The organism is Klugiella xanthotipulae (assembly GCF_006716695.1).
GTDB classification, from domain to species: domain Bacteria; phylum Actinomycetota; class Actinomycetes; order Actinomycetales; family Microbacteriaceae; genus Klugiella; species Klugiella xanthotipulae.
Genome location: NZ_VFPN01000002.1, coordinates 22,459 through 43,507 on the forward strand (window position 1 = coordinate 22,459; position 21,049 = coordinate 43,507).

The window sequence follows — 21,049 nt, forward strand, 5'->3', positions numbered from 1 at the left end:
GCGAGTGCCACCTGGCCATTCTACGCTCATGAGGGACGTAGACCGCTACTCCCGTACGGTCCATTCAGAGACGTTCCACAGCAGACCGGGAGCAAGCGGGGTCAGGGAGATCCCCTCGATTCCGCCCCGATGCAGGGCGACTTCCGGGTGCTGGAACAGCGGCAACCCGTACCCAGCATCCCAGAGCTGCCGCTCGATCTCCGCTGTGAATTCGGCGGCGGCAGCACTCTCCGGGCCGAGATCGGCCGCGGATACGCCCCGATCACCCAGCTCGGTATCACGGTCGATCCGGTCACCAAAGAGGCCGTTGATCGCACCATCCACTGGTGGACTGGAAAAGTAGCTGAAATTGGCAATGGCATTACGTGAGGCAAAGCGCTCCCGCACCGCCGATAGCGCTGTTGTGGAATCCCACGAGAACAGGGCCGCGTCGTAGGCCTCCGGGACGCCCAGGTATTCGTCCCAATCGGGTCGCGAACAATCGGTCACCACAAACCCCGCTCGCTCGGCGGATTTCTTGATGAGCTCAAACTGCACCAGGCGACGCGCGTTCTCTGAGTCAAAGAGCACACACACGGTCGGATCGGTGACGTTCTCCTGCGCAAGCAGTTGACGGGCGCGCGGGAGGTCAACCGCGTCGCCCACTGATAATAACCCCGCCACGGCCGCATACCCGGGCTCGGCAGGTGACACGAGAAAGCTATTGCGGGGTTCGGCATCCGGATCAAACGGGCGGACGATCGCGTCAATAATTGCCTCGCGCGGCACCGTCAGAAGAAACGCTGTGCGCACAGCGGCACGATCAAAGGTACCGTTGGCGGAGCGGTCAAATTGCAGGTCCAGATGCTCAAACCTCTGCCCCGACCCCACCGCAAGCTCTACCGGGTGGGTGTCCCCGTCCGCCGCGCCCTCCTTCTCGTGCGCGTCAAGCGCTGTGAGAACATCTTCCGTGGGGGCCAGGGTGGCGACATCGAGGTCGCCCGCGGCAATCGCAGCCACCGCGGCTGCGGCATCCGTACCAGCCGTGACACGAATCGTCTCGACCGAGGCCGCGTGGGACCCTCGATAGGCCCTGTTTGCCCCCAGGGTTACTCCCCCCTCGGTGCCCGTGACAGCGTAGGGCCCCACCGAGAGCAGCTGCGCAGCGGGTGCAGTAATGGTACTCGTAATAAATCCTGTGCTCCATACCCGCGAAATCGCGGCGAGGGCATCCCGATCATTATCCTGAATGGCCTCGCTGACCGCCACTGCGGCCTCACCATCGTCGGCAATATCCAGCGCGCGCTCACCCACGACGTGCGCGGCAACGCCCACGTCAAAAAGATAGCGCCAATCCACGGCTGGCGAAGCATACACCAGGGTGATACCGCGACCGCTATCGTCTATCTTTGGTATCTCCGTCACCCGGTTGAGGCCGTTGGGAATACCGTCGAAAAACACCGTCGAGTCGGTGAAGCCACTCGTAGCTTCGCCGCTATCCGGGTCAATCAGATCACCGCGGATCAGGTCGGGGTCGTTGAGCGTGCCCGACAGACCGGCCCAGGCAAGAAGAAGATCGGCAGCACCCACCGGAACACCATCGGACCAGGTGGTACCGGATGCCACCTCGTAATGGACCGTGAGCGGATCGGTCGAGAGCACCGTGACCTCGCCGAAAGTGTCGTTAGCCTCAATCTGGTAGTCAGCGCTGTGCTCAAAAAAACCGCCCTCCGTCGCCGAGAGGATGCCCTGGTTAGCCACGCCGACACCGAAAATGGTCTGGCTATTGAACGACCCCACAGCCATGGGAGTGGAGACGCGCAGCGTAGAACCGGGGTCTGGTCCACCCGGAACGCAGGCCGACAAGACCAGCATCGAACCGAGAACACATAACGCGTATCGCGCACGACGTGGGCTCACGACAGGGTACTCCGATCACGACTGAGGCGGCAGGCTTCTACGCTATCCCATGTCGTGCCACGACCAGGACGACCGAGATCCCGCCCAGAATGCACTGGACGGGACCCCGAAGTGAGAGTGGGTTAGGCTCCCAGCTCGATACCGGCACCCGGGATCGCGGCCAGTAGATCCTTGGTGTACTGCTCGCGGGGCGAGTCAAACACCTCGTCTGTTGTCGCGCTCTCCACAATCTGCCCGCTCTTCATCACGCACACACTGTCGGCGACGAGTCGCACAACAGCCAGGTCGTGAGTGATGAACAGATAGCTCAGACCCATCTCGGATTGTAATTCGGTGAGCAGGTTGAGGATCTGCCCCTGGACCAGCACATCGAGCGCAGAAACGGCCTCATCCAGCACGAGCACATCGGGCTTGAGAGCGAGGGCTCTGGCCACGGCGATGCGCTGGCGTTGACCACCCGACAACTCGTTCGGGTAACGACTCATCGTGGATACGGGCAGCGACACCTGATCAAGCAGCTCCCGCACACGGGCGGTGCGTTCCTTAGCGGTGCCCACCCCGTGCACGACGAGAGGCTCGGCGATCGTCTGAGCGATGTTGTATAGCGGATCGAGTGTGCCGTACGGGTCTTGAAACACCGGCTGTACTCGCCGCCGGAAAGCCAATACGTCCTTCGCCGAGCGGATAGCCGTGACATCGGTGCCGTCAACCAGCACGTTCCCTGCCGTCACATCCTCCAGCTTCAGCACCATCTTGGCGATTGTCGATTTACCCGATCCCGACTCCCCCACAATGGCGGTTGTTGTCCCCGGGTGCACATCGAAAGAAACCTTATCGACAGCCGTAAACAGCTCGGTTTTAAAGCCACCCGTGCGGATCTTGTACTGCTTGGTAACGTCACGTAACGAGATGATGGGTGATGCTGCGGTGGCCGCTTCCTCCCGCTGCTCAGCCCGCTCAATGAGGGTAAGGTCGAGGGCTGCAGTGGGAGCGGCAATCGCCACGTTCTCGTGGGACTTGACCGCCTGCATTCGGCGCGATGCCAGGCTGGGGGCCGCGGCAACCAGGCGCTGGGTATAGGGATGCAGCGGGTTGGCCAGAATCTCGCGAGAGGGACCCGACTCAACCACCTGTCCGCGGTACATCACGACAAGCTTCTCGGCCCGCTCGGCGGCGAGACCCAGATCGTGGGTGATAAAGATCACCGAGGTGCCTAACTCCCGGGTGAGGGTATTGAGGTGGTCGAGGATCACCCGCTGCACCGTCACATCGAGCGCTGAGGTGGGCTCGTCCGCGATGAGCAATTTGGGCTGACTCGACAAGCCGATACCAATCAGGGCGCGCTGACGCATACCACCCGAGAACTGGTGGGGGTATTGACGCAGGCGCTTGCCCGCATCCGGTAGGCCTGCATCCTGAAGCACCTGGATCGCCTTGGCCTCGGCTTCTTTGCGGCTTTTCGCAATGCCGTTGGCCAGCAGGGTTTCCATCACCTGGAATCCGATGTTCCACACCGGGTTGAGATTCGACATCGGGTCCTGTGGCACGTAGCCGATCTGACTGCCACGGATGGCCTCCATCTCGGCGCGACTGATTCCCACAAGCTCTGTGCCGTCGAGCCTGATACTGCCGCCTGTGACCTTTCCCGTGCCGGGTAACAGATCAATGATGGCTGTTGCCGAGGTGGACTTACCCGAGCCGGATTCCCCCACGATAGCGAGCGACTCGCCCGCGTTGAGCGAAAACGAGACACCGCGCACGGCGTTCACGATGCCGTTCTGCGTGTGGAACGACACCTCCAGATCTGTCACCTCCAGCAGGGGCCGACCGGTGGTGGGTGCGGTGGTGGCGTTCATAGTGTGCGAACTTTCCTGTGTCATCGGGCACGCGCTTTCGGGTCGAGTGCGTCGCGGACCACATCACCCAGCATCAGGAAACTGAGCACAGTGAGCGAGAGTGCGCCGGCCGGGTAGAGCAGCGTCTGCGGGGCGGTTCGAATGGAGGACTGCGCCTGCGAAATATCGTTACCCCAGCTCATCACACTGGACGGCAGTCCAACACCCAGGTACGACAGGGTGGCCTCGGCCACGATGAACGTACCGAGCGATACCGTGGCAACCACGATCACGGGAGCAAGCGAGTTGGGCAGCACATGGCGCATGAGCACCCGGAATCGGGTGACCCCGAGAGCGATTGACGCTGTCACATAATCGGAATTTTTAGCCGAGAGCACGGCTCCACGGGTAATACGCGCCACTTGTGGCCAGGCGAAGATGGACAGGATGAGCGCCACGGTCAAGGCGTTACGCGTGCCCGACAGGGTCTGCATCAGCACGATGGCACCCAGAACGACGGGGATGGCAAAGAACATGTCGCCCACGCGCGAGATAATCGTGTCGAAGAATCCCCCGTAGAAACCCGCGAGGGCACCCAGGATGACGCCAACAATCACCACAAGCAGAGTGGCGGTAATCCCCACCGTAAGCGAGGGCTGTGCACCGTACACCACACGAGCAAAAACGTCGCACCCCAGCTTGGTAAAGCCAAAGGGATGTCCGGCCTCCGGACCACCATTGCTGTTATCGAGGTCGCACTTGTTGTTGGGGGGCTCGTTGGTAAAAAGAAAAGGGAACAGCCCGACAAAGAGAATGAAGAGGATCATGCTGGAGGAGATCCAGAAGATCGGGCTGTGCCGCAGCGAACGCCAGGCGTCCAGCCACAGGTTGCTCGGCTTGGCGTTCTCATCAACTTTATCGATGACGAGAAGCGGCGTCTCATCGAGCGGCGCGACGTAGTGCTCAGGTGAGCGCGAATCGTTATTTGGCATATCGAATCCTCGGATCCAGCAGGGCGTAGAGAAGGTCAACAAGCAGGTTGGCCACCATGAAGATAATCACCATAACCGCAACAAACGAGACCACGGTGGGGCCCTCGCCGCGAATAATAGCCTGGTACACGGTGCCACCAACACCCTTGATGTTAAAAATTCCCTCGGTGACAATCGCGCCAACCATGAGAGCACCAATATCAGTGCCGAGGAAGGTAACAACGGGGATCAGTGAGTTCCGCAACACGTGGACACGGACAACCCGGCCGCGGCTCAGACCCTTAGCCGTCGCGGTACGCACGTAGTCGGCCCCCAGATTATCCGACACGCTCGTTCGGGTGAGCCGAACAATGTAGGCGAAGGAGACCGAGGCCAGCACGATAGCCGGCAATATGAGGTCCTTGAGCGGGGCCCCCTGGCCCACCGTGGCGTTGACCCAGCCCAGTTGTACGGCAAACACGTATTGCAAGACAAAACCGATCACAAATGTGGGCACCGAGATGAGGAGCAGGCTCACCACTAGGGCGCTCGCATCAAACAGTTTTCCCTTGCGGAGACCGGCAAAGAGACCGATAGCGATACCCGCGATAGCCTCAAACGCGATGGCCAGCATGGCAAGTTTGAAGGTGATCGGAAACGCGCTCGCAAGCAGGTCCGACACGGGACGCCCGGAGAAGGACGTTCCAAAGTCAAAGGTGAAGAGACCGCCCAGGTAGAGCAGGTACTGCACGATGAAGGGCTTATCCAGGTTGTACTGTGCACGCAGTTCCGCCACAATCGCGGGGCTCGGCGTCTTGTCGCCAAACATCGCCAACACGGGGTCACCAGGGAGGGCAAAAACCATGAAGTAGATCAGGAAGGTTGCGCCGATAAAAACCGGAATCATCTGCAACACACGCCGAAAAAAGTACCAGGCCATCTAGGAGACACACCTCCCCCGGGATGGTATTACGTGTGGGTTGTTCATTGCCAATGTCCTCCATCGCTCACGTGGGGGTGTCCGCGCCGACGGATCGACACGGACACCCCCACGTTATCTGAGATTTATTCTCTGATGTCTACTACTTCTTTGTGACCTGGTAATACAGGGGAACCATTTCCCAGCCGAACACGACGTTATCGACGCTCTCCGAGAATCCGCCCGTTGCGTTCTGGTACCAGAGCGGGATCACCGGCAGGTCCTCCAGCAGGATTTCCTGAGCGGCCGAGAAGTCTGCATATTTCTTGGTCTCGTCGGTCTGCTGCGAGCCCTCGGCGATCAGCTTGTCGAACTCGGGGTTCGAGTAGTCACCGTCGTTCGAACCAGCACCCGTACCGAAGACCGGCCCGAGGAAGTTGTACTGCGACGGGTAGTCAGCCTGCCAGCCGGCACGCGCGGCACCGGTTGTGGTGCGGTCGGTCACGGCTGCCCGGAACTCTGCAAACGTGGCGTAGGGCTTGCCCTCGGCGTTGATGCCCAGGTTGTCCTTGATGCCGTTGCTCACGGCGTCAACCCAGCTCTGGTGGTTGGAGTCGGAGTTGTAGCCGATCGTGAAGGTTCCGCTCCAGGGCGAGATCTTGTCGGCCTCCGCCCACAACTCCTTGGCTTTGGTCGGGTTGTACTCCAGAACGTCCTTGCCCTTCAGATTGTCATTGAAGCCGGCAATCACGGGAGAGGTGAAGTCAACCATCGTCGAACGGGCACCCTTGAAGACGACCTCGCCAATCTTGTCGCGGTCGATGGCCATCGAAATAGCGGCGCGACGCAACGTGCCCTCCTCACCGGCAAAGTGGTCAAGCCGCTCCGGGATGGTGAAGGTCTGGTTACGAGCAGCGGGCTGAGTCACAGCGCGGTCGCCGAGCTCGTCACGGTACACCTCAAGCGAGTTCTCCGGGATCTCGTCCAGGACATCCAGGTTGCCGCTCAGAAGGTCGGCATACGCCGAATCCAGGCCACTGTAGAAGACAAACGTGAGGCCGCCGTTGGCTGCCTTGCGCCCACCATCGTAGTTCTCATTGGGCAGCAGCTTAATCTGAACGTCGTGCTCCCACGCGTCATCGGAGGCCAGCTTGTAGGGGCCGTTTCCGATCGGGTTCTGACCGAACGCCTTCATATCGTCAAATGCCGACTCGGGCAGCGGGTAGTAGGCAGAGTAGCCGAGACGCAGCGGGAACTCGGGATCTCCGCTGTTCAGCTTGACGGTGAAGTGGGTGTCATCCTGAACGGTCAGACCGGTGAGGTCGCTCTGCGCCTCTTCCTGGTAGCCCTCGATCATATTGAAGAAGTAGCGGTTGAGCTGGGCATTCTTGAGGGATGCCCCGTAGGACCACGCATCCACGAAGGAGTTCGCGGTGACGGGGGTGCCATCGCTGAACTTCCAGTCGTTGTTCAGCTCGATGTTCCACTCGGTGAAGTCGGCGTTGGGCTCAAAAGACTGTGCAACCTCGTTGTGGTACTCGCCCTTGGCGTCGTAGTACACCAGACCGGCAAACAGCGAGTCGATGATGCGTCCGCCGCCCACCTCGTTGGTGCTCGTGGGGATCAGCGGGTTCTGCGGCTCGGTACCGTTGGCGGTGACCACACCATTGCCCGACGCATCCGGCTTGTCCGTGTCGCCTGAGGCGCACCCGGACAGAACCAGAAGTCCGGCAGTGGCCAGGGCGGTGACACCCAATCCAATGCGTGAAATCTTCACAATTCCTCCTGTAAAGACGCGGCAGGAGAACCAAAATATTTTGCTCCGCCCCCGCGTGATTGCTAACACCCTGAGCTTAACCAGGGCTTTGAGAAACGCAACAGGTTGCGTAGAGAAGCGTTACTCAATCGTGTTGAGCATATTACCGGCATATGTAAGCGGTTGCGCAAACCGAGTGAAGCGATTCAATTTTTTCTCCGGGAACAGACGACAGACAGGCCTCGGAACACGCGTACCCTAGAGCGCATGAGTCAGCACGGCCACAGCCCCGCCCGCATTGCGACCGACGCCCCTGGGACGTCCCGTGCTCGGGTGTGGTGGGAGATCGCAATCGTCCTCGCCCTCTCGCTCGGGGCCTCTGCCCTCCAGGCCCTCGTGTCGATTGTTGATCTACTCACCCGCAGCGAGGCGCTCGCAGAACAGAGCACCGCACTCAATAGCTCGGTCTCGGAACGGCCACTCATTGACCTGGCCTACCAACTCCTGCGGATTATCATGGGCCTTGCACCGGTTGCCCTCGTGTGTTTTCTCGCCTGGTCACAGCAGCGGCCACGGCTGAGTAGTCTCGGTCTACACGGCCGACCACGAGGCTCCGACCTGGGGCTGGGCCTGCTCCTGGCGGCCATCATCGGGATCCCAGGACTCGCACTCTACTGTGGGGCGCGGGCGCTCGGCCTCAACGCCAACGTCATCCCCACCTCGCTCGGAGACTACTGGTGGACTGTGCCCGTACTCATCCTGGCGGCGCTCAAAGCGGCCCTGTTGGAAGAGATTATTGTGGTCGGCTACCTCTTCGACCGGCTCCGGCAGCTGGGCTGGAAACCGTGGACACGCATCCTGGCAAGCGCCCTGCTCCGCGGAAGCTACCACCTTTATCAGGGGTTTGGTGGCTTTATCGGAAATGTTGCTATGGGCATCATCTTTGGCTGGTTCTATGAACGTTACGGCCGCACACTACCGCTTATTATCGCCCACTGGATTCTCGATATCGTAAGTTTTGTGGGGTACGCCTGGGCTGTATCCACCTTTCCCAGCTTGTTCTAATCGACACCTATTTTCCCGAGAACCGCAGCGCTTCGATCAGGGAACAGGGGCGGAATAATAATCCCCCGGAGCTTGGAACGCAACTGTCTTGACGTCGAAACAAAAACTCCCGGCAAATTGCCGGTTTTGGGGTCGATATGCGTAGACTGTGGTCCATCGCACAGAGTCGTGCGATTGGCCTGAGGCCACGATGCTGGAGGAGACAGTAATGGGCAAAAATGCTCACGAAATACCGACCACACGACCATTGGATTATCAAGAGGTGGAGAAAGACCCTACTTTTCGCGAGTTGAAGAAGCGGCATCGCAGCTTTGTCTTCCCTCTCGCAATCGCTTTTCTCGCCTGGTACATTGCGTATGTCTTCCTGGCGGCCTACGCGCATGAGTTTATGGCCAGGCCAGTGTTTGGTGCGATCAATATGGGAATCGTGTTGGGCTTAGGCCAGTTTGTCACAACGTTTGCCATCACCACCTGGTATGTCAGCTACGCCAACAGAAAACTCGACCCGCTTGCCGCCAAAATGCGTGCAAAGCTTGAGGCAGAGGAGAGCGCTCGATGATCGCTACCGCCCTCAGAATTGCCGAGACCACCGTCGTTGAAAACAACCCGGTGCTCAACATCTCGATCTTCATCGTGTTCGTGGGCATCACCATGGTGATCGTCATTCGAGCCAGCCGCAACAACAAAACCGCCGCCGATTTCTACGCCGGCGGACGCTCCTTTACCGGGTCTCAAAACGGCACGGCCATCGCGGGTGACTACCTATCCGCAGCATCCTTCCTCGGCATCGTCGGGGCCATCGCCGTCAACGGTTACGACGGCTTCCTCTACTCGATCGGCTTCCTTGTGGCCTGGCTGGTAGCCCTCCTACTTGTGGCAGAGCTCATGCGCAACACGGGTAAGTTCACGATGGCCGATGTGCTGTCGTTCCGCCTCAAACAGGGTCCGGTACGAATGGCCGCGGCCATCACGACCCTGGCCGTCTGTTTCTTCTACCTCCTCGCCCAGATGGCTGGGGCGGGCGGCCTCGTCTCGCTACTGCTCGGCATCAACGATAAGCTCGGGCAATCCCTCGTCGTGGTCGTGGTCGGCGTTGTCATGATCATGTACGTGCTCTTCGGCGGAATGAAGGGCACCACCTGGGTGCAGATTATCAAGGCCATCCTGCTGATCGGCGGCGCGGCCGTCATGACCATCTGGGTGCTGGCCCTCAACGGTTTCAACCTCTCCACCCTGCTCCAAAACGCTGCGGATGCCTCAGATAAGGGCATGGCCGTACTGGCCCCCGGGCTGCAATACGGCTCCAATCCACTCGACTTTATCTCCCTCGCACTGGCCCTCGTCCTGGGGACGGCAGGCCTGCCCCACGTGCTCATGCGGTTCTACACCGTGCCAACGGCCAAAGAGGCCCGCCGCTCAGTGGTGTGGGCCATCTGGCTGATCGGCACCTTCTACCTCTTCACCCTCGTGCTCGGCTACGGTGCCGGGTTCATGGTCGGCCCGGAGATCATCGCCAACTCCCCCGGTGGTGTCAACTCAGCGGCACCGTTGCTCGCCCTGCAATTGGGCGGTCCATTGTTGCTCGGCTTTATCTCAGCGGTGGCGTTTGCGACCATCCTCGCGGTGGTGGCTGGTCTCACCATCACGGCAGCCGCATCCTTCGCCCACGATATCTACGCCAACGTCATCAAGAAGGGCGCGGCAGATAGCTCGAGTGAGGTCAAGGTGGCCCGCCGCACCGTGGTCGTGATCGGCGTGCTCGCCATCGTGGGTGGAGTGGGCGTGCAGGGACAGAACATCGCGTTCCTCGTGGCCCTGGCCTTCGCGGTCGCCGCGAGCGCGAACCTGCCCACCATCCTCTTCTCGCTCTTCTGGAAAAAGTTCACCACCCGGGGCGCGGTGTGGAGCATGTACGGTGGTCTTGGCTCCGCCATCATCCTGATCGCACTCTCCCCCGTCGTCTCGGGAGACGTGACCTCGATGCTCGGCGATGGTGTGGACTTCGCGATCTTCCCGCTCAAGAACCCGGGCATCATCTCGATCCCGCTCGGGTTCTTCCTGGGCTGGTTGGGTACCGTGACCAGCACCACACAAGAAGACCCGGCCGTAGCCGCCGAGATGGAAGTACGTTCCCTCACCGGCCACGGTGCCGAGAAAGCTGTGGAACACTAAGAACACACAAGGGTGCGGCTCGTGGGGTATTGACCCGCGAGCCGCACCCTTTTGTCCCTCCCACCGTGGGGCCTAGGCTGGGAGGAATTGGCCAGAGCCCGCCCAACACTGCGCGGGACGTTGACCCTACGGAGACCACGATGACCGTTTCCCCGCCCGATTCCCACGGCGGTCTGACCCGCCCGGCTCTGTCCCTCGGTGAGGCGGCAGAGCTCCTTGCAACACACTACGGACAGACCGGCACCCTCACCGAGCTGGGCAGTCAGCAGGACCGCAACTTTCTCGTGCGGCTGACCTCGTCCGAGGGAGAGACAGAGGGAGAGACCGAGAGCCGCTACCTCCTCAAAATCAGCAACGCTGCCTTTCCCCGCGCCGAGGTCGAGGCGCAGAACGCCATGATGGCAACCCTGTCGGCGGCGGGGCTCGACACACCACACCCCGTCCCGACCACGGACGGGCGGGAGATCGTAGCAGCAGAAATTGGCGGCATCCCCCACCTGGTGCGTCTCCTCACGTTTGTGCCGGGCACCCCCCTAATTGAACGAAGGTATCTTGCCCCCGCAACCATCCACGAACTCGGCAATCTGGCCGGGCGGGTATCGCAGAGCCTCACCGAGCTGCGGCACCCTGGGCTGGAACGCACCCTGCAATGGGACCTCCGCCGGGGCGAGGAGGTCGTCAAGAACCTGCTGCACCGGGTACGGGACACCGATCGGCGTGACCGGATCACGGATGCCGTGGCGGAGGTTACCCACGCCCTCGACCCCCTGCGCGACGCGCTCCCCGTACAGGCCGTCCACGGCGACCTCACCGACGACAATGTGGTGTGCACGCCGCGAAACTCCGGCCGACCCCGCCTGAGCGGGGTCATCGACCTGGGCGACGCCATGCTGAGTTGGCGTGTAGCGGAGTTAGCCGTGGCGTGCACGGCCGTGCTACACCGCGACCCCGGCTCTCCGTTGCTCGTGCTCCCCCTGATTGCCGCGTTCCACCAGCGTGTCCCCCTCACAGAAGCAGAGATTAGGGCGCTCTGGCCCCTCGTGCTGTTGCGCGGGGCCGTCCTCGTGGTGAGCGGTGAGGAACAGGTGGTGATTGATCCCGAAAACGAGTACGCGGCTGAGGCGATCGAACGCGAGTGGAGCATCTTTGCCGCCGCCGCTACGCTCCCCGTGCCCGTTGCGGAGTCGGCGATTCGCGCCACCCTCGGGCTGGGCCCGGAGGCGTTCGGGGCGGGGTTACCGCCCCGAAGCCACCCCCTACTCACAGATATCCCGGCCCCCGTATCACTCGGCACCGAGAGCGAGGGGTTACACGCGGGGCGCTGGCTCACACCCGCCGAGACAATACCCGAGCTTGTGCGCGGGGCGCTCACAGAGCACTCAGCGGCGGTCATCCCGCACGGTGAGGCACAACTTACTCGGGCGAGCGCTCTCTCCCGGGAGGAGCCCCGGGGAGTGCCGCTCTTCTCGGAGCTCTTCACGCGAACACGCCTCGCGCTCCATGCGCCGTGGGCCGGGACCCTCACGGTGACGGGACCTCACTCGCTGAGACTTGACGGCGACAGCCTGTCCCTACACCTGGATGGCGTGCGCCCCGCTGCAGGTGCTGGTCTGCTGAGCGCGGGCGAGGTGTGCGCCCACTCAGATGCCTCAACGGGCCTGGAACGGGGTACCCGGGTATGGGTGAGCCGCACAGGGGCGGTGCCCGCAGGGGCAGCCCCCGTAGAGTTTGTCCGCGCCTCGGAGGCTGATGCCTGGCACGCCCTCTACCTCGATCCGGCACCCCTCTACGGTCGGAGCCCCGTGGCCACCGCCCCAACCGCCGAACTGCTGCGCCGTCGCGGTAATGCCTACGCGCAACTGCAGAGCCACTACTACGCCGAGCCGCCGCAGATCGAGCGCGGCTGGCGTGAGTTTCTGATCGACACCGACGGTCGTCCGTACCTCGACATGGTCAACAACGTCACACTACTCGGCCACGGACATCCGCGTGTGGCGGCGGCGGCGGCCGACCAGTGGCTGCGCCTCAACACCAACTCGCGCTTCCACTACGCCGCAGTGACCGAGCTGAGCGAGGCGCTTCTCGAGAAGGTTCCCGAGTCGCTCAATACCGTTCTGCTCGTCAACAGCGGTAGTGAGGCCGTTGATCTGGCGCTGCGACTCGCGGCGGCGTACACCGACAGCCCCCATGTGATGTGCGTGCGTGAGTCATACCACGGTTGGTCCCTCGCCTCAGACGCCGTATCGCTATCCACCTCAGACAACCCCCTCGCAGCCTCCACTCGTCCCTCCTGGGTACACGCGGTCGATGCCCCCAACGCCTATCGGGGCACCCACCGCGGGACCGATAGCGGAGGGCGCTACGCCGCGGATGCGGTGGCTCGGCTGGGCGAGCTGGCAATCGAGGGCATCCGGATCGGCACGTTCATCGCGGAGCCGCGCAACGGTAACGCGGGCGGCATCGGCATCCCGAGCGAATACCTGCCAACCGTCTACAGCGCCATTCGGGCCGCGGGCGGCGTGTGCATCTCGGACGAGGTTCAGGTGGGGTACGGTCGCTTGGGCGCACACTTTTGGGGTTTCGAGGAGCACGGAGTGGTGCCCGATATCATCACGGTGGCCAAGGCGATGGGCAACGGGCATCCGCTCGGGGCGGTGATCACCCGTCGCGACATTGCCGAAGCTCTCTCTGAGCAAGGCTCCTTCTTCTCCTCCGCGGGCGGAAGCACGCTGAGCGCCCGGATTGGCTCAACCGTACTGCGGGTGCTTGACGAGGAGGGCCTCCAGGAGAATGCCCAGCAGGTTGGTGGCGTTCTCACCGACGGGCTCCGCGCACTCGCTGAACGCCACCCTATGATCGGTGCCCTGCACGGGAAGGGCCTCTACCAGGGGGTTGAGCTCGTCCGGGACCGCGAAACACTCGAACCAGCGAGCGTGGAAACACCGCTGATCTGTGACCGGATGCGCGAACTTGGTGTCATAGTGCAGCCAACGGGCGACCGGCAGAACGTCCTCAAGGTCAAACCGCCCATGTGCTTCACCGTGGAGAGCGCCCGCTACTTTGTGCGCTGCCTTGACGAGGTCCTCACCCACGGCTGGTAGCCCGGTCACCACGCGCGAGGGCCTCGGGGCATAGCCCCGAGGCCCTCGTACCGAGGCCCGCTACTCGTCGATCGTGAGCAGCGGTGTTCCCTGCTTAAGGATCTCTCCGCGGAAAAACGCCGGATAGCGCCAGCGCATGATGAACATGACCACCACGCCCAGCAAGAGCACCCCCACACCGAGCACAAAGACGAGACCCAGCTGGTAGGCGTCCGGTCCGCTACCAAAGGTGATCGCTGATCCGCTACCAAACTCGGGATCCATACTGTCGATTGCCGTCTGAATGAACGTGATGAACAGGAAGATACCGCCAAGGCCGGGCATCAGAATCTTCAGGAAGAACGCCTTCGCCGAGGTGAAAGCCTCCCTCCGGAAGTACCACACGCAGGCAAACGCCGTGATGCCGTAGTAGAAGCAGACCATCATGCCGAGGGCCGTGATGGTATCCCACAAGACGTTCTCACTGACGACCCGCATCACCGCGTAGAAGGCCGAGGCAACAATCGCCGAGACAAAGATTGCGTAGGAGGGCGAGGTGTAGCGCGGGCTGATCGTCGCATATTTGGCCGGAAGCGCCTTATAGTGCCCCATAGCAAGCAGGGTACGGGCGGGCGAAACCGCCGTGGACTGCAACGATGCGGCCGAGCTCGCGAGCACCGCGAGAGCGAGCAGGATACCGGCCGACCCCATCACGGGATGAGCGAGCGCCGCAAACACATTGTCTGCGATATCGGCGTTCCCGAGGCCCGTCGCCCCGTCGCCCACGCCGGCGAAGGCCACCGTGGCCGTGCCAATCGCCACGTAGAACCCCACGAGCAGGAAGATGAGGATAGTCGCGGCCTTACCCGAGGTACTCGACTTGCCCTTCGACTCTTTCGTCTCCTCGTTCATGGTGAGCACGGTGTCCCAGCCCCAATACACGAAGATAGAGACGGCGATACCGGCGGAGAAGGCCGAGAACGAGGACACCTCAAACGGGTTAAACCAGCTGAGCTGAACCGGAATCGAGTCGGGGTTGCTCCCACCGTAGGCCCCGGTAAAAGCGGCGACAATAAACCAGACCAGGATGAGCATCTGGAAGGCCACGATCACGTATTGGAACGCCTTGGTGGAGGTCATCCCTCGATACGAAATCCACGTGGCGATCGCCATAAAACTCAGACAGGTGAGGATATTGACCCAGACAATTTTCCCCCAGTCTGCAATCTCCGGATTCTGGAAGATCTGCGAAAGCGCCAGATACAAGAACTCGACCGCGATACCGGCCAGGTTGGACAACACCAGAACGGTCGCGGCGATCAGCCCCCAGCCACCCATCCAGCCAATCCACGGCCCAAACGCGCGCGTAGCCCAGGTAAACGAGGTGCCCGAATCGGGCATGGCCTTGTTGAGAGCACGATAACCCATCGCCACCAGGAACATGGGGATGAACCCCACGATGAAGATGGCAGGAAGCTGTGTGCCCACCTCGGAGGCGGCCGGGCCCAGCGCCGCCGTGAGGGTATACGCGGGGGCACAGCACGAGAGCCCAATCACCACGGCACCGAGAACACCGACAGAGCCCTCCGTCAGGCCCTTCTTAGAGATGCCACTATCATCGGCCTGAACAGTATCCACTACCTCGGTCACAGCTCTGTACCACCCTCTTCGCGATGCTGCTCGGATGCCCGAGTGTCATCGGTGACAAACGGGTTGAGGTGGCCTGGCAGACTGTAGCGCCGCGGAACAACCACCATCGGGACGGGCAGCGCGCGCAACATCTTGTTCGCCGTGCTCCCCAGGAAAAGTTTCTGACGTTCCGCCAGGCGGCTGGAGCCCACAATCACGATCTCATGCTCATCCCAGTCAAGCGACTCGACGGCGTCCTCAATCGTCGCACCGTGTGCCGCCTGGGCGGTGGCAACCGACCCCGCAGGCAGAACCTCCAGGGCTTCCGCCTTCACGGAATCCGCGTGGGCCTGCGCCCGCTCAACGGCCGCGGTGCTGTTCTCGGCACCAGCTCCCAGGGCCAGCAACGAGATAATACGCAGCGGGATACCCCGGTTGGCACACGAAGTGAGACCCACCTCCAGGATCGCCTCGGCCCCCTCCCGGCTGCCCACCGCACAGGTGATACGCGAAATCGCACCGCTCGATCCGTAGCCCAACGGTGCGATGGCCACGGGGGTAGTCGAGGCGTGCAGCAGGCCATTGGCCACATTTCCCACGGTCGAGCGATGAAACAGCCCGCCCTTGGCGGTGCCGATGACGATCATGGCGGCGCGCAACTCAACGGCCGCGGCCATCAAACCCTCGGCGAACGAGTGGGCGTAGCGAATCTCGGCGGTGACGGCGATACCCTCCGGCACGAGCGCAACCCCCTCGAGCAGCCACTCCTGAGCCTGCTGGGCAAGGATATCCTCGAAGTCGCGCTCGGGCGGGTAGACCGCCTGAAACGGCTCGGCGGGGGGAAGCACCATCACGAGGGTGAGGGTGGCCTTCTGTCCGCGGGCGAAGGTGAGCGCCAGGTCAACCGCATTGCGGCCCCGGTCGTCCGCGGTATAACCCACTACATAGCGCATCAATTGCCCTACTTTCTCAGCCGGAGGCTGCTTTCATCTTTGAAATCAGTGCCCGAGACCGCATCACGGCCACCGCTCGGGCGGTCAGCGGATGCCATCTGAGGGGCAAATCCACAGTTGGATAAGCATAACCCAACGAATTTGATAACCGCTACAAATTCATACAACGAAATGCGCACACTTTAAGAAGAACAGCAACGAATTTAGTTGTCTTGTCTCGCTCGACGAGACAGATCACCCGCCCGTGGTGCCCCGTAGCCGGATGCCCACAAACGCGGATGCTCCGACATTCGGAGCATCCGCGTCTTTCCGTCAACCTGAGTCAGGCAAACGCCTCGGGCGGCGGGCAGGAACAGAAAAGATTGCGGTCACCGTACGCCTGGTCAATCCGGCGCACCGGCACCCAGTACTTGTTGCGCACAATCGTGGGCACTGGATACGCGGCCTGTTCGCGCGTATAGGCGTGCGACCACTCCCCCGCGATGAGCGCGTGCGCGGTGTGCGGTGCCGCCACGAGGGGGTTATCATCAGCCGGAAACGCGCCGGCAGCCACAGCATCCGCCTCAGCCCTGATCGAGATCATGGCCTCAATAAAACGGTCAAGCTCAGCAAGATCCTCGCTCTCGGTCGGCTCAACCATGAGCGTGCCCGCAACGGGGAATGACATCGTGGGCGCGTGGAAACCGTAGTCGATCAGACGTTTCGCCACATCGTCCACCGTGATACCCGTGGCTTCTTTCAGGGGCCGCAGGTCGAGGATGCACTCGTGCGCGACGAGACCGGCATCCCCCGTGTAGAGCACCGGATAGTGGTCACGTAGACGCGCCGCGATGTAGTTGGCGGCGAGCACGGCCGCCCCCGTCGCCTCTACCAGACCGGCCTCACCCATCATCCGTATGTAGGCCCAGGAGATGGGCAGAATGCTCGGGCTGCCGAATGGCGCGGCCGACACCGGGGTGCCGCCATGCTCGATCATGCCCGCACCGCCGTCCGCGGTGCGGGCGGGGTGGGCGTTACGCTGCGCGAGCGGATGCCCGGGTAAGAACGGGGCCAGATGAGCCTTCGCCGCCACGGGTCCCACACCGGGTCCGCCGCCACCGTGCGGGATGCAGAACGTCTTGTGCAGATTGAGGTGCGACACATCGCCACCAAAATCGCCGAAGCGAGCATACCCGAGGAGTGCGTTGAGATTGGCCCCGTCCACGTAGACCTGACCGCCCGCCTCGTGCACAGCTTCGGTGATCGCGACGACCTCATGCTCGTATACACCGTGCGTGGACGGGTAGGTGATCATGAGCGCGGCGAGAGTGGCGGCGTGCTGCGTAATCTTGGCGCGCAGATCATCAAGATCCACGTTACCGGCCGCGTCACAGGCGACTACCACAACCCTCATCCCGGCAAGCACGGCCGAGGCCGCATTGGTGCCGTGCGCGCTCGACGGGATGAGACACACCGTACGATCCGCCGCACCGTTGGCCCGGTGGTAACCGCGAATCGCTAGGAGGCCCGCAAGCTCCCCCTGACTGCCCGCGTTGGGCTGGAGCGACACGGTGTCGTAGCCTGTGAGCTCCGTGAGCCAGCGCTCAAGTTGGGTGATGAGTTCGAGCGAACCCGCAACGTCTGACTCGGGGGCAAAGGGGTGCAGGGCCGCAAACTCTGGCCAGGTGACGGCCTCCATCTCGCTTGCCGCGTTGAGCTTCATGGTGCACGAGCCGAGCGGGATCATGCCGCGATCAAGCGCATAGTCTTTGTCTGCCAGCCGCTTCAGATAGCGCATCATGGCGGTCTCAGAGTGGTGGGTGTTGAAGACGGGATGCGTCAGATAAGCCGAGGTACGGGCCAACCCGGGAGGAAGCGGCCACTCCCCTGGGACACCGACGATCCCTCCCGACACACCAAAACACACCGCAACACGGGCAAGCTCTTCCGCCGTGGTTGTTTCATCCACTGACAGCTGCACCACGTCACCGCTGATCGGCCAGAGGTTGATACCTGCCTCGTGTGCGGCGGTCACAATCGCGGATGCACGGCCGGGCACCCGCACCTGGAGGGTATCAAAGACCGCGGAGTGTACAACTTCGACACCGGCTGCGGTGAGCGCGGCAGCCAGAGCGGCGGTCGAAGCGGCCACCCTCTCGGCAATCCTCCGCAGCCCGGTGGGGCCGTGATACACGGCATACATGGATGCCATCACGGCCAGGAGCACCTGGGCCGTACAAATGTTGGAGGTGGCCTTTTCGCGACGGATGTGCTGCTCTCGCACCTGCAGGGTGAGGCGGTAGGCGGGGTTACCATCGGCATCCACGCTCACCCCCACGAGACGTCCGGGCATCTGGCGCTCCAGACCGGCCCGCACGGCCAAGTAGCCGGCATGCGGGCCACCGAAGCCCAGGGGAACCCCAAAACGCTGGCTCGTACCGACCGCCACATCAGCCCCCAACTCGCCCGGCGAAGTCATGAGCGTCAGCGCCAACAGGTCCGCTGCGACCACGGCGATGCCACGGGCCTCACGGACGGCGGCGATCACGGATGCCGGGTTCCACACCCGACCCGAAGCCGCAGGATACTGCACAAAAACGCCAAAAGCCTCGGGCAGCTCGGCCGCCCCCGTGTCGGCTATCGCGGCGAGGTCACGCTCCAGAACCGTGATACCGAGCGGCTCGGCGCGCGCCGCCAAGAGAGCCTTCGTCTGAGGGAGGGCATCGGTGTCCACAATGAACACCGGGGTCTTCACCGGGGAGGCACGGCGGGCCAGCAGCATTGCCTCGACCACGGCGGTACCTTCGTCGAGCATTGACGCGTTGGCGGTACCAAGACCCGTGAGGTCGGTCACCATGGTCTGGAAGTTGAGCAGAGCCTCCAGCCGGCCCTGCGAGATCTCGGGCTGATACGGCGTGTAGGCCGTGTACCAACTGGGATTTTCAAGCACGTTGCGCGTGATCACCGCGGGAGTGACGGTGCCGTAATATCCCAGCCCAATCATCGAGCGACGCACAGTGTTGCGCGCGGCCAGCTCGCGCAGCTCGGCCAGCGCCTCGGTTTCGGTCGCGGCCGGTGGCAGAGGGCTACCGCCCCGGGCACGAAAATTCTCCAGGTGAATAGCCCGAGGCACGGCCGCGCGCACCAGGTCATCCACACTCGCGTACCCGAGGGTCGCCAGCATGGTGTACTGGGAGGGCGCATCGGTGCCGATATGACGTTCGGCAAATCTCTCCTGAGTCATCGAAGGGTCTCTCCCTATTCGCCCACGAGGGCATCGTACTCGGCTGCGCTCAACAGACCCTCGGGGGCCGCGTCAAGGCGCACCCGCACGAGCCAGCCCGCACCGAAGGGGTCGCTGTTGACCAGCTCGGGCGATTCGGCCACGGCCCGGTTCGACTCCAGGATGCTGCCGTTGGCGGGGGCGAGCAACTCGCCCACCGACTTGGTTGACTCGATCTCACCCACAACCGCACCGGCGATCATGGCATCGTCCACCTCGGGCAGCTCGACAAAGACCACATCTCCCAGTTGATCGGCCGCGTAGTTGGTGATGCCCACCGTTGCGGTGTCACCGTCGATCAGTAGCCACTCGTGCTCGGAGGTGTACGTGAGGTTCTCGGGAACGGGCATGTTATTTCTTCTCTCTGCGATAGAACGGGAGTGCGGTCACGGCGAAGCTGAGGCGCTTGCCACGGATATCGACGGAAACCTCGGTACCGGGTTCGGCCAGTGAGGGCTCCACAAAGGCGAGGGCAATGGGATGCCCCAGCGTGGGCGAGAGCGCCCCGCTCGTAATGATTCCCGCCGGTTTATTCTCCGACACGGACGCGAAAACGGGATAGCCAGCCCGCGCCGCCCGCCGCCCCTCGGCGGCGAGGCCCACCAGCCGCCAGGCCCCGTCGGCCGGTCCCACCTCGGTGCCCTCACGACCCACGAAACTGTCTTGTGATGTAAGCGCCACCACCCGGTCGAGACCTGCCTGGGCGGGAAAGACATCGAGCGACAACTCGTGACCGTACAGCGGCATCCCGGCTTCCAAGCGCAGCGTGTCGCGGCACGCAAGACCTGCGGGAACCAGGCCAAGACCCGCACCCGCGAGAGCCACGGCCGCCCACATCGCCGCGGCGGACTCGGCTGCGATGTAGAGCTCAAAACCGTCCTCCCCCGTGTAGCCGGTGCGGCCCACAAGCAGGGGAACACCGGAGAAACTCCCGGAGGTTGAGCGGTAATACTTCAGCTCGTCAAGCGGAATCTCGACGGTCAGCCCTGTGGTTTGCTCCAACACCGCCTGTGCTCGGGGGCCCTGCACAGCGATCAGCGCGTAATCGTCGCTGCGGTCGGTCACGGCTACATCGAAGCCGACGGCCCGCTCCACGAGGGCGCGGACAGCTGCGAACCTATTCCCCGCGTTGGCCACCACCAGGTAGGAGTGATGGGTCAACCGGTAGACCACGAGGTCGTCAATCACCGTGCCGCGCTCGGTAAGCAGCAGGGAGTATTTGGCCTGCCCGATCATCGCGGTAGAGAGGAGACCCGCCAACGCATAGTCAAGAAAGGCTGGCGCCTCTGGACCCTCAACAATAATCTCGGCCATGTGCGAGATATCGAAGAGACCTGCGGCCGTGCGCACGGCGTGGTGCTCCGCGAGGTCGCTCGTGTAGCGCACGGGCATCTGCCAACCGGCAAAGTCAGTAAAGGTGGCACCCGCTGCCACATGGGTGTGGTGGAGCGGGCTGAGATGGTCTGTCACGAGAGTTCTCCCTGGGCACAAAATCGGTGTCAGCATCC

Annotated in this window: 14 protein-coding genes; 4 read left to right on the forward strand and 10 right to left on the reverse strand. The window is 62.6% G+C overall.

What is annotated here, in order from left to right:
• Positions 1–45: 45 nt before the first annotated feature.
• The 5 genes from FB466_RS06250 to FB466_RS06270 form a co-directional block, all read right to left on the reverse strand.
• The gene (locus FB466_RS06250) at positions 46–1,854 is read right to left on the reverse strand and encodes an ABC transporter substrate-binding protein (RefSeq protein WP_141916931.1); all 1,809 of its coding nucleotides are present in this window, start codon (positions 1,852–1,854) and stop codon (positions 46–48) included.
• A 167-nt stretch (positions 1,855–2,021) separates the two neighbouring features.
• Positions 2,022–3,755, reverse strand: coding sequence for a dipeptide ABC transporter ATP-binding protein (locus tag FB466_RS06255; RefSeq protein WP_141916934.1), 1,734 nt, complete (start codon positions 3,753–3,755; stop codon positions 2,022–2,024).
• A 20-nt stretch (positions 3,756–3,775) separates the two neighbouring features.
• On the reverse strand, positions 3,776–4,726 hold the full coding sequence (locus FB466_RS06260; RefSeq protein WP_141916936.1) for an ABC transporter permease: 951 nt from the start codon (positions 4,724–4,726) through the stop codon (positions 3,776–3,778).
• Entirely contained in the window at positions 4,716–5,645 is a 930-nt protein-coding gene (locus FB466_RS06265; RefSeq protein WP_141916938.1) for an ABC transporter permease, read from the reverse strand. Before FB466_RS06265 ends, FB466_RS06260 begins: the two co-directional genes overlap by 11 nt.
• A gap of 142 nt (positions 5,646–5,787) precedes the next feature.
• The gene (locus tag FB466_RS06270; RefSeq protein ID WP_141916940.1) at positions 5,788–7,401 is read right to left on the reverse strand and encodes a peptide ABC transporter substrate-binding protein; all 1,614 of its coding nucleotides are present in this window, start codon (positions 7,399–7,401) and stop codon (positions 5,788–5,790) included.
• Between the two features lie 246 nt (positions 7,402–7,647).
• On the opposite strand from FB466_RS06270, the gene FB466_RS06275 reads away from it, so the two are divergent.
• The 4 genes from FB466_RS06275 to FB466_RS06290 all read left to right on the forward strand — a co-directional run bounded on the left by FB466_RS06275 (position 7,648) and on the right by FB466_RS06290 (position 13,718).
• Entirely contained in the window at positions 7,648–8,445 is a 798-nt protein-coding gene (locus FB466_RS06275) for a CPBP family intramembrane glutamic endopeptidase (RefSeq protein WP_141916942.1), read from the forward strand.
• A gap of 208 nt (positions 8,446–8,653) precedes the next feature.
• Positions 8,654–9,004 (forward strand): DUF485 domain-containing protein, encoded by a 351-nt coding sequence (locus FB466_RS06280; protein ID WP_141916944.1) that lies wholly within the window; start codon positions 8,654–8,656, stop codon positions 9,002–9,004.
• Positions 9,001–10,617, forward strand: coding sequence for a solute symporter family protein (locus tag FB466_RS06285; protein WP_141916946.1), 1,617 nt, complete (start codon positions 9,001–9,003; stop codon positions 10,615–10,617). Before FB466_RS06280 ends, FB466_RS06285 begins: the two co-directional genes overlap by 4 nt.
• Before the next feature lie 140 nt (positions 10,618–10,757).
• Positions 10,758–13,718 carry an aminotransferase gene (locus FB466_RS06290; RefSeq protein ID WP_141916947.1) on the forward strand — a complete coding sequence of 987 codons (2,961 nt, stop codon included), beginning with the start codon at positions 10,758–10,760 and terminating at the stop codon, positions 13,716–13,718.
• A 60-nt stretch (positions 13,719–13,778) separates the two neighbouring features.
• On the opposite strand, the gene FB466_RS06295 is transcribed toward FB466_RS06290, so the two are convergent.
• From FB466_RS06295 to gcvT, 5 genes are all read right to left on the reverse strand, one after another.
• Entirely contained in the window at positions 13,779–15,347 is a 1,569-nt protein-coding gene (locus FB466_RS06295) for an APC family permease (RefSeq protein WP_141916949.1), read from the reverse strand.
• A complete protein-coding gene (locus tag FB466_RS06300) occupies positions 15,344–16,279 on the reverse strand; it encodes a universal stress protein (protein ID WP_141916951.1) in 936 nt (311 codons plus the stop codon). The genes FB466_RS06295 and FB466_RS06300 overlap by 4 nt, the downstream gene beginning before the upstream one ends.
• A 322-nt stretch (positions 16,280–16,601) precedes the next feature.
• Entirely contained in the window at positions 16,602–19,502 is a 2,901-nt protein-coding gene (gene gcvP, locus FB466_RS06305; protein WP_141916952.1) for an aminomethyl-transferring glycine dehydrogenase, read from the reverse strand.
• Between the two features lie 14 nt (positions 19,503–19,516).
• Positions 19,517–19,891, reverse strand: a complete 375-nt coding sequence (gene gcvH, locus FB466_RS06310; protein ID WP_141916954.1) for a glycine cleavage system protein GcvH — start codon at positions 19,889–19,891, stop codon at positions 19,517–19,519.
• A 1-nt stretch (position 19,892) separates the two neighbouring features.
• Complete coding sequence (gene gcvT, locus FB466_RS06315; protein ID WP_141916956.1) at positions 19,893–21,047, reverse strand: glycine cleavage system aminomethyltransferase GcvT; 1,155 nt, start codon at positions 21,045–21,047, stop codon at positions 19,893–19,895.
• Positions 21,048–21,049 lie beyond the last annotated feature (2 nt).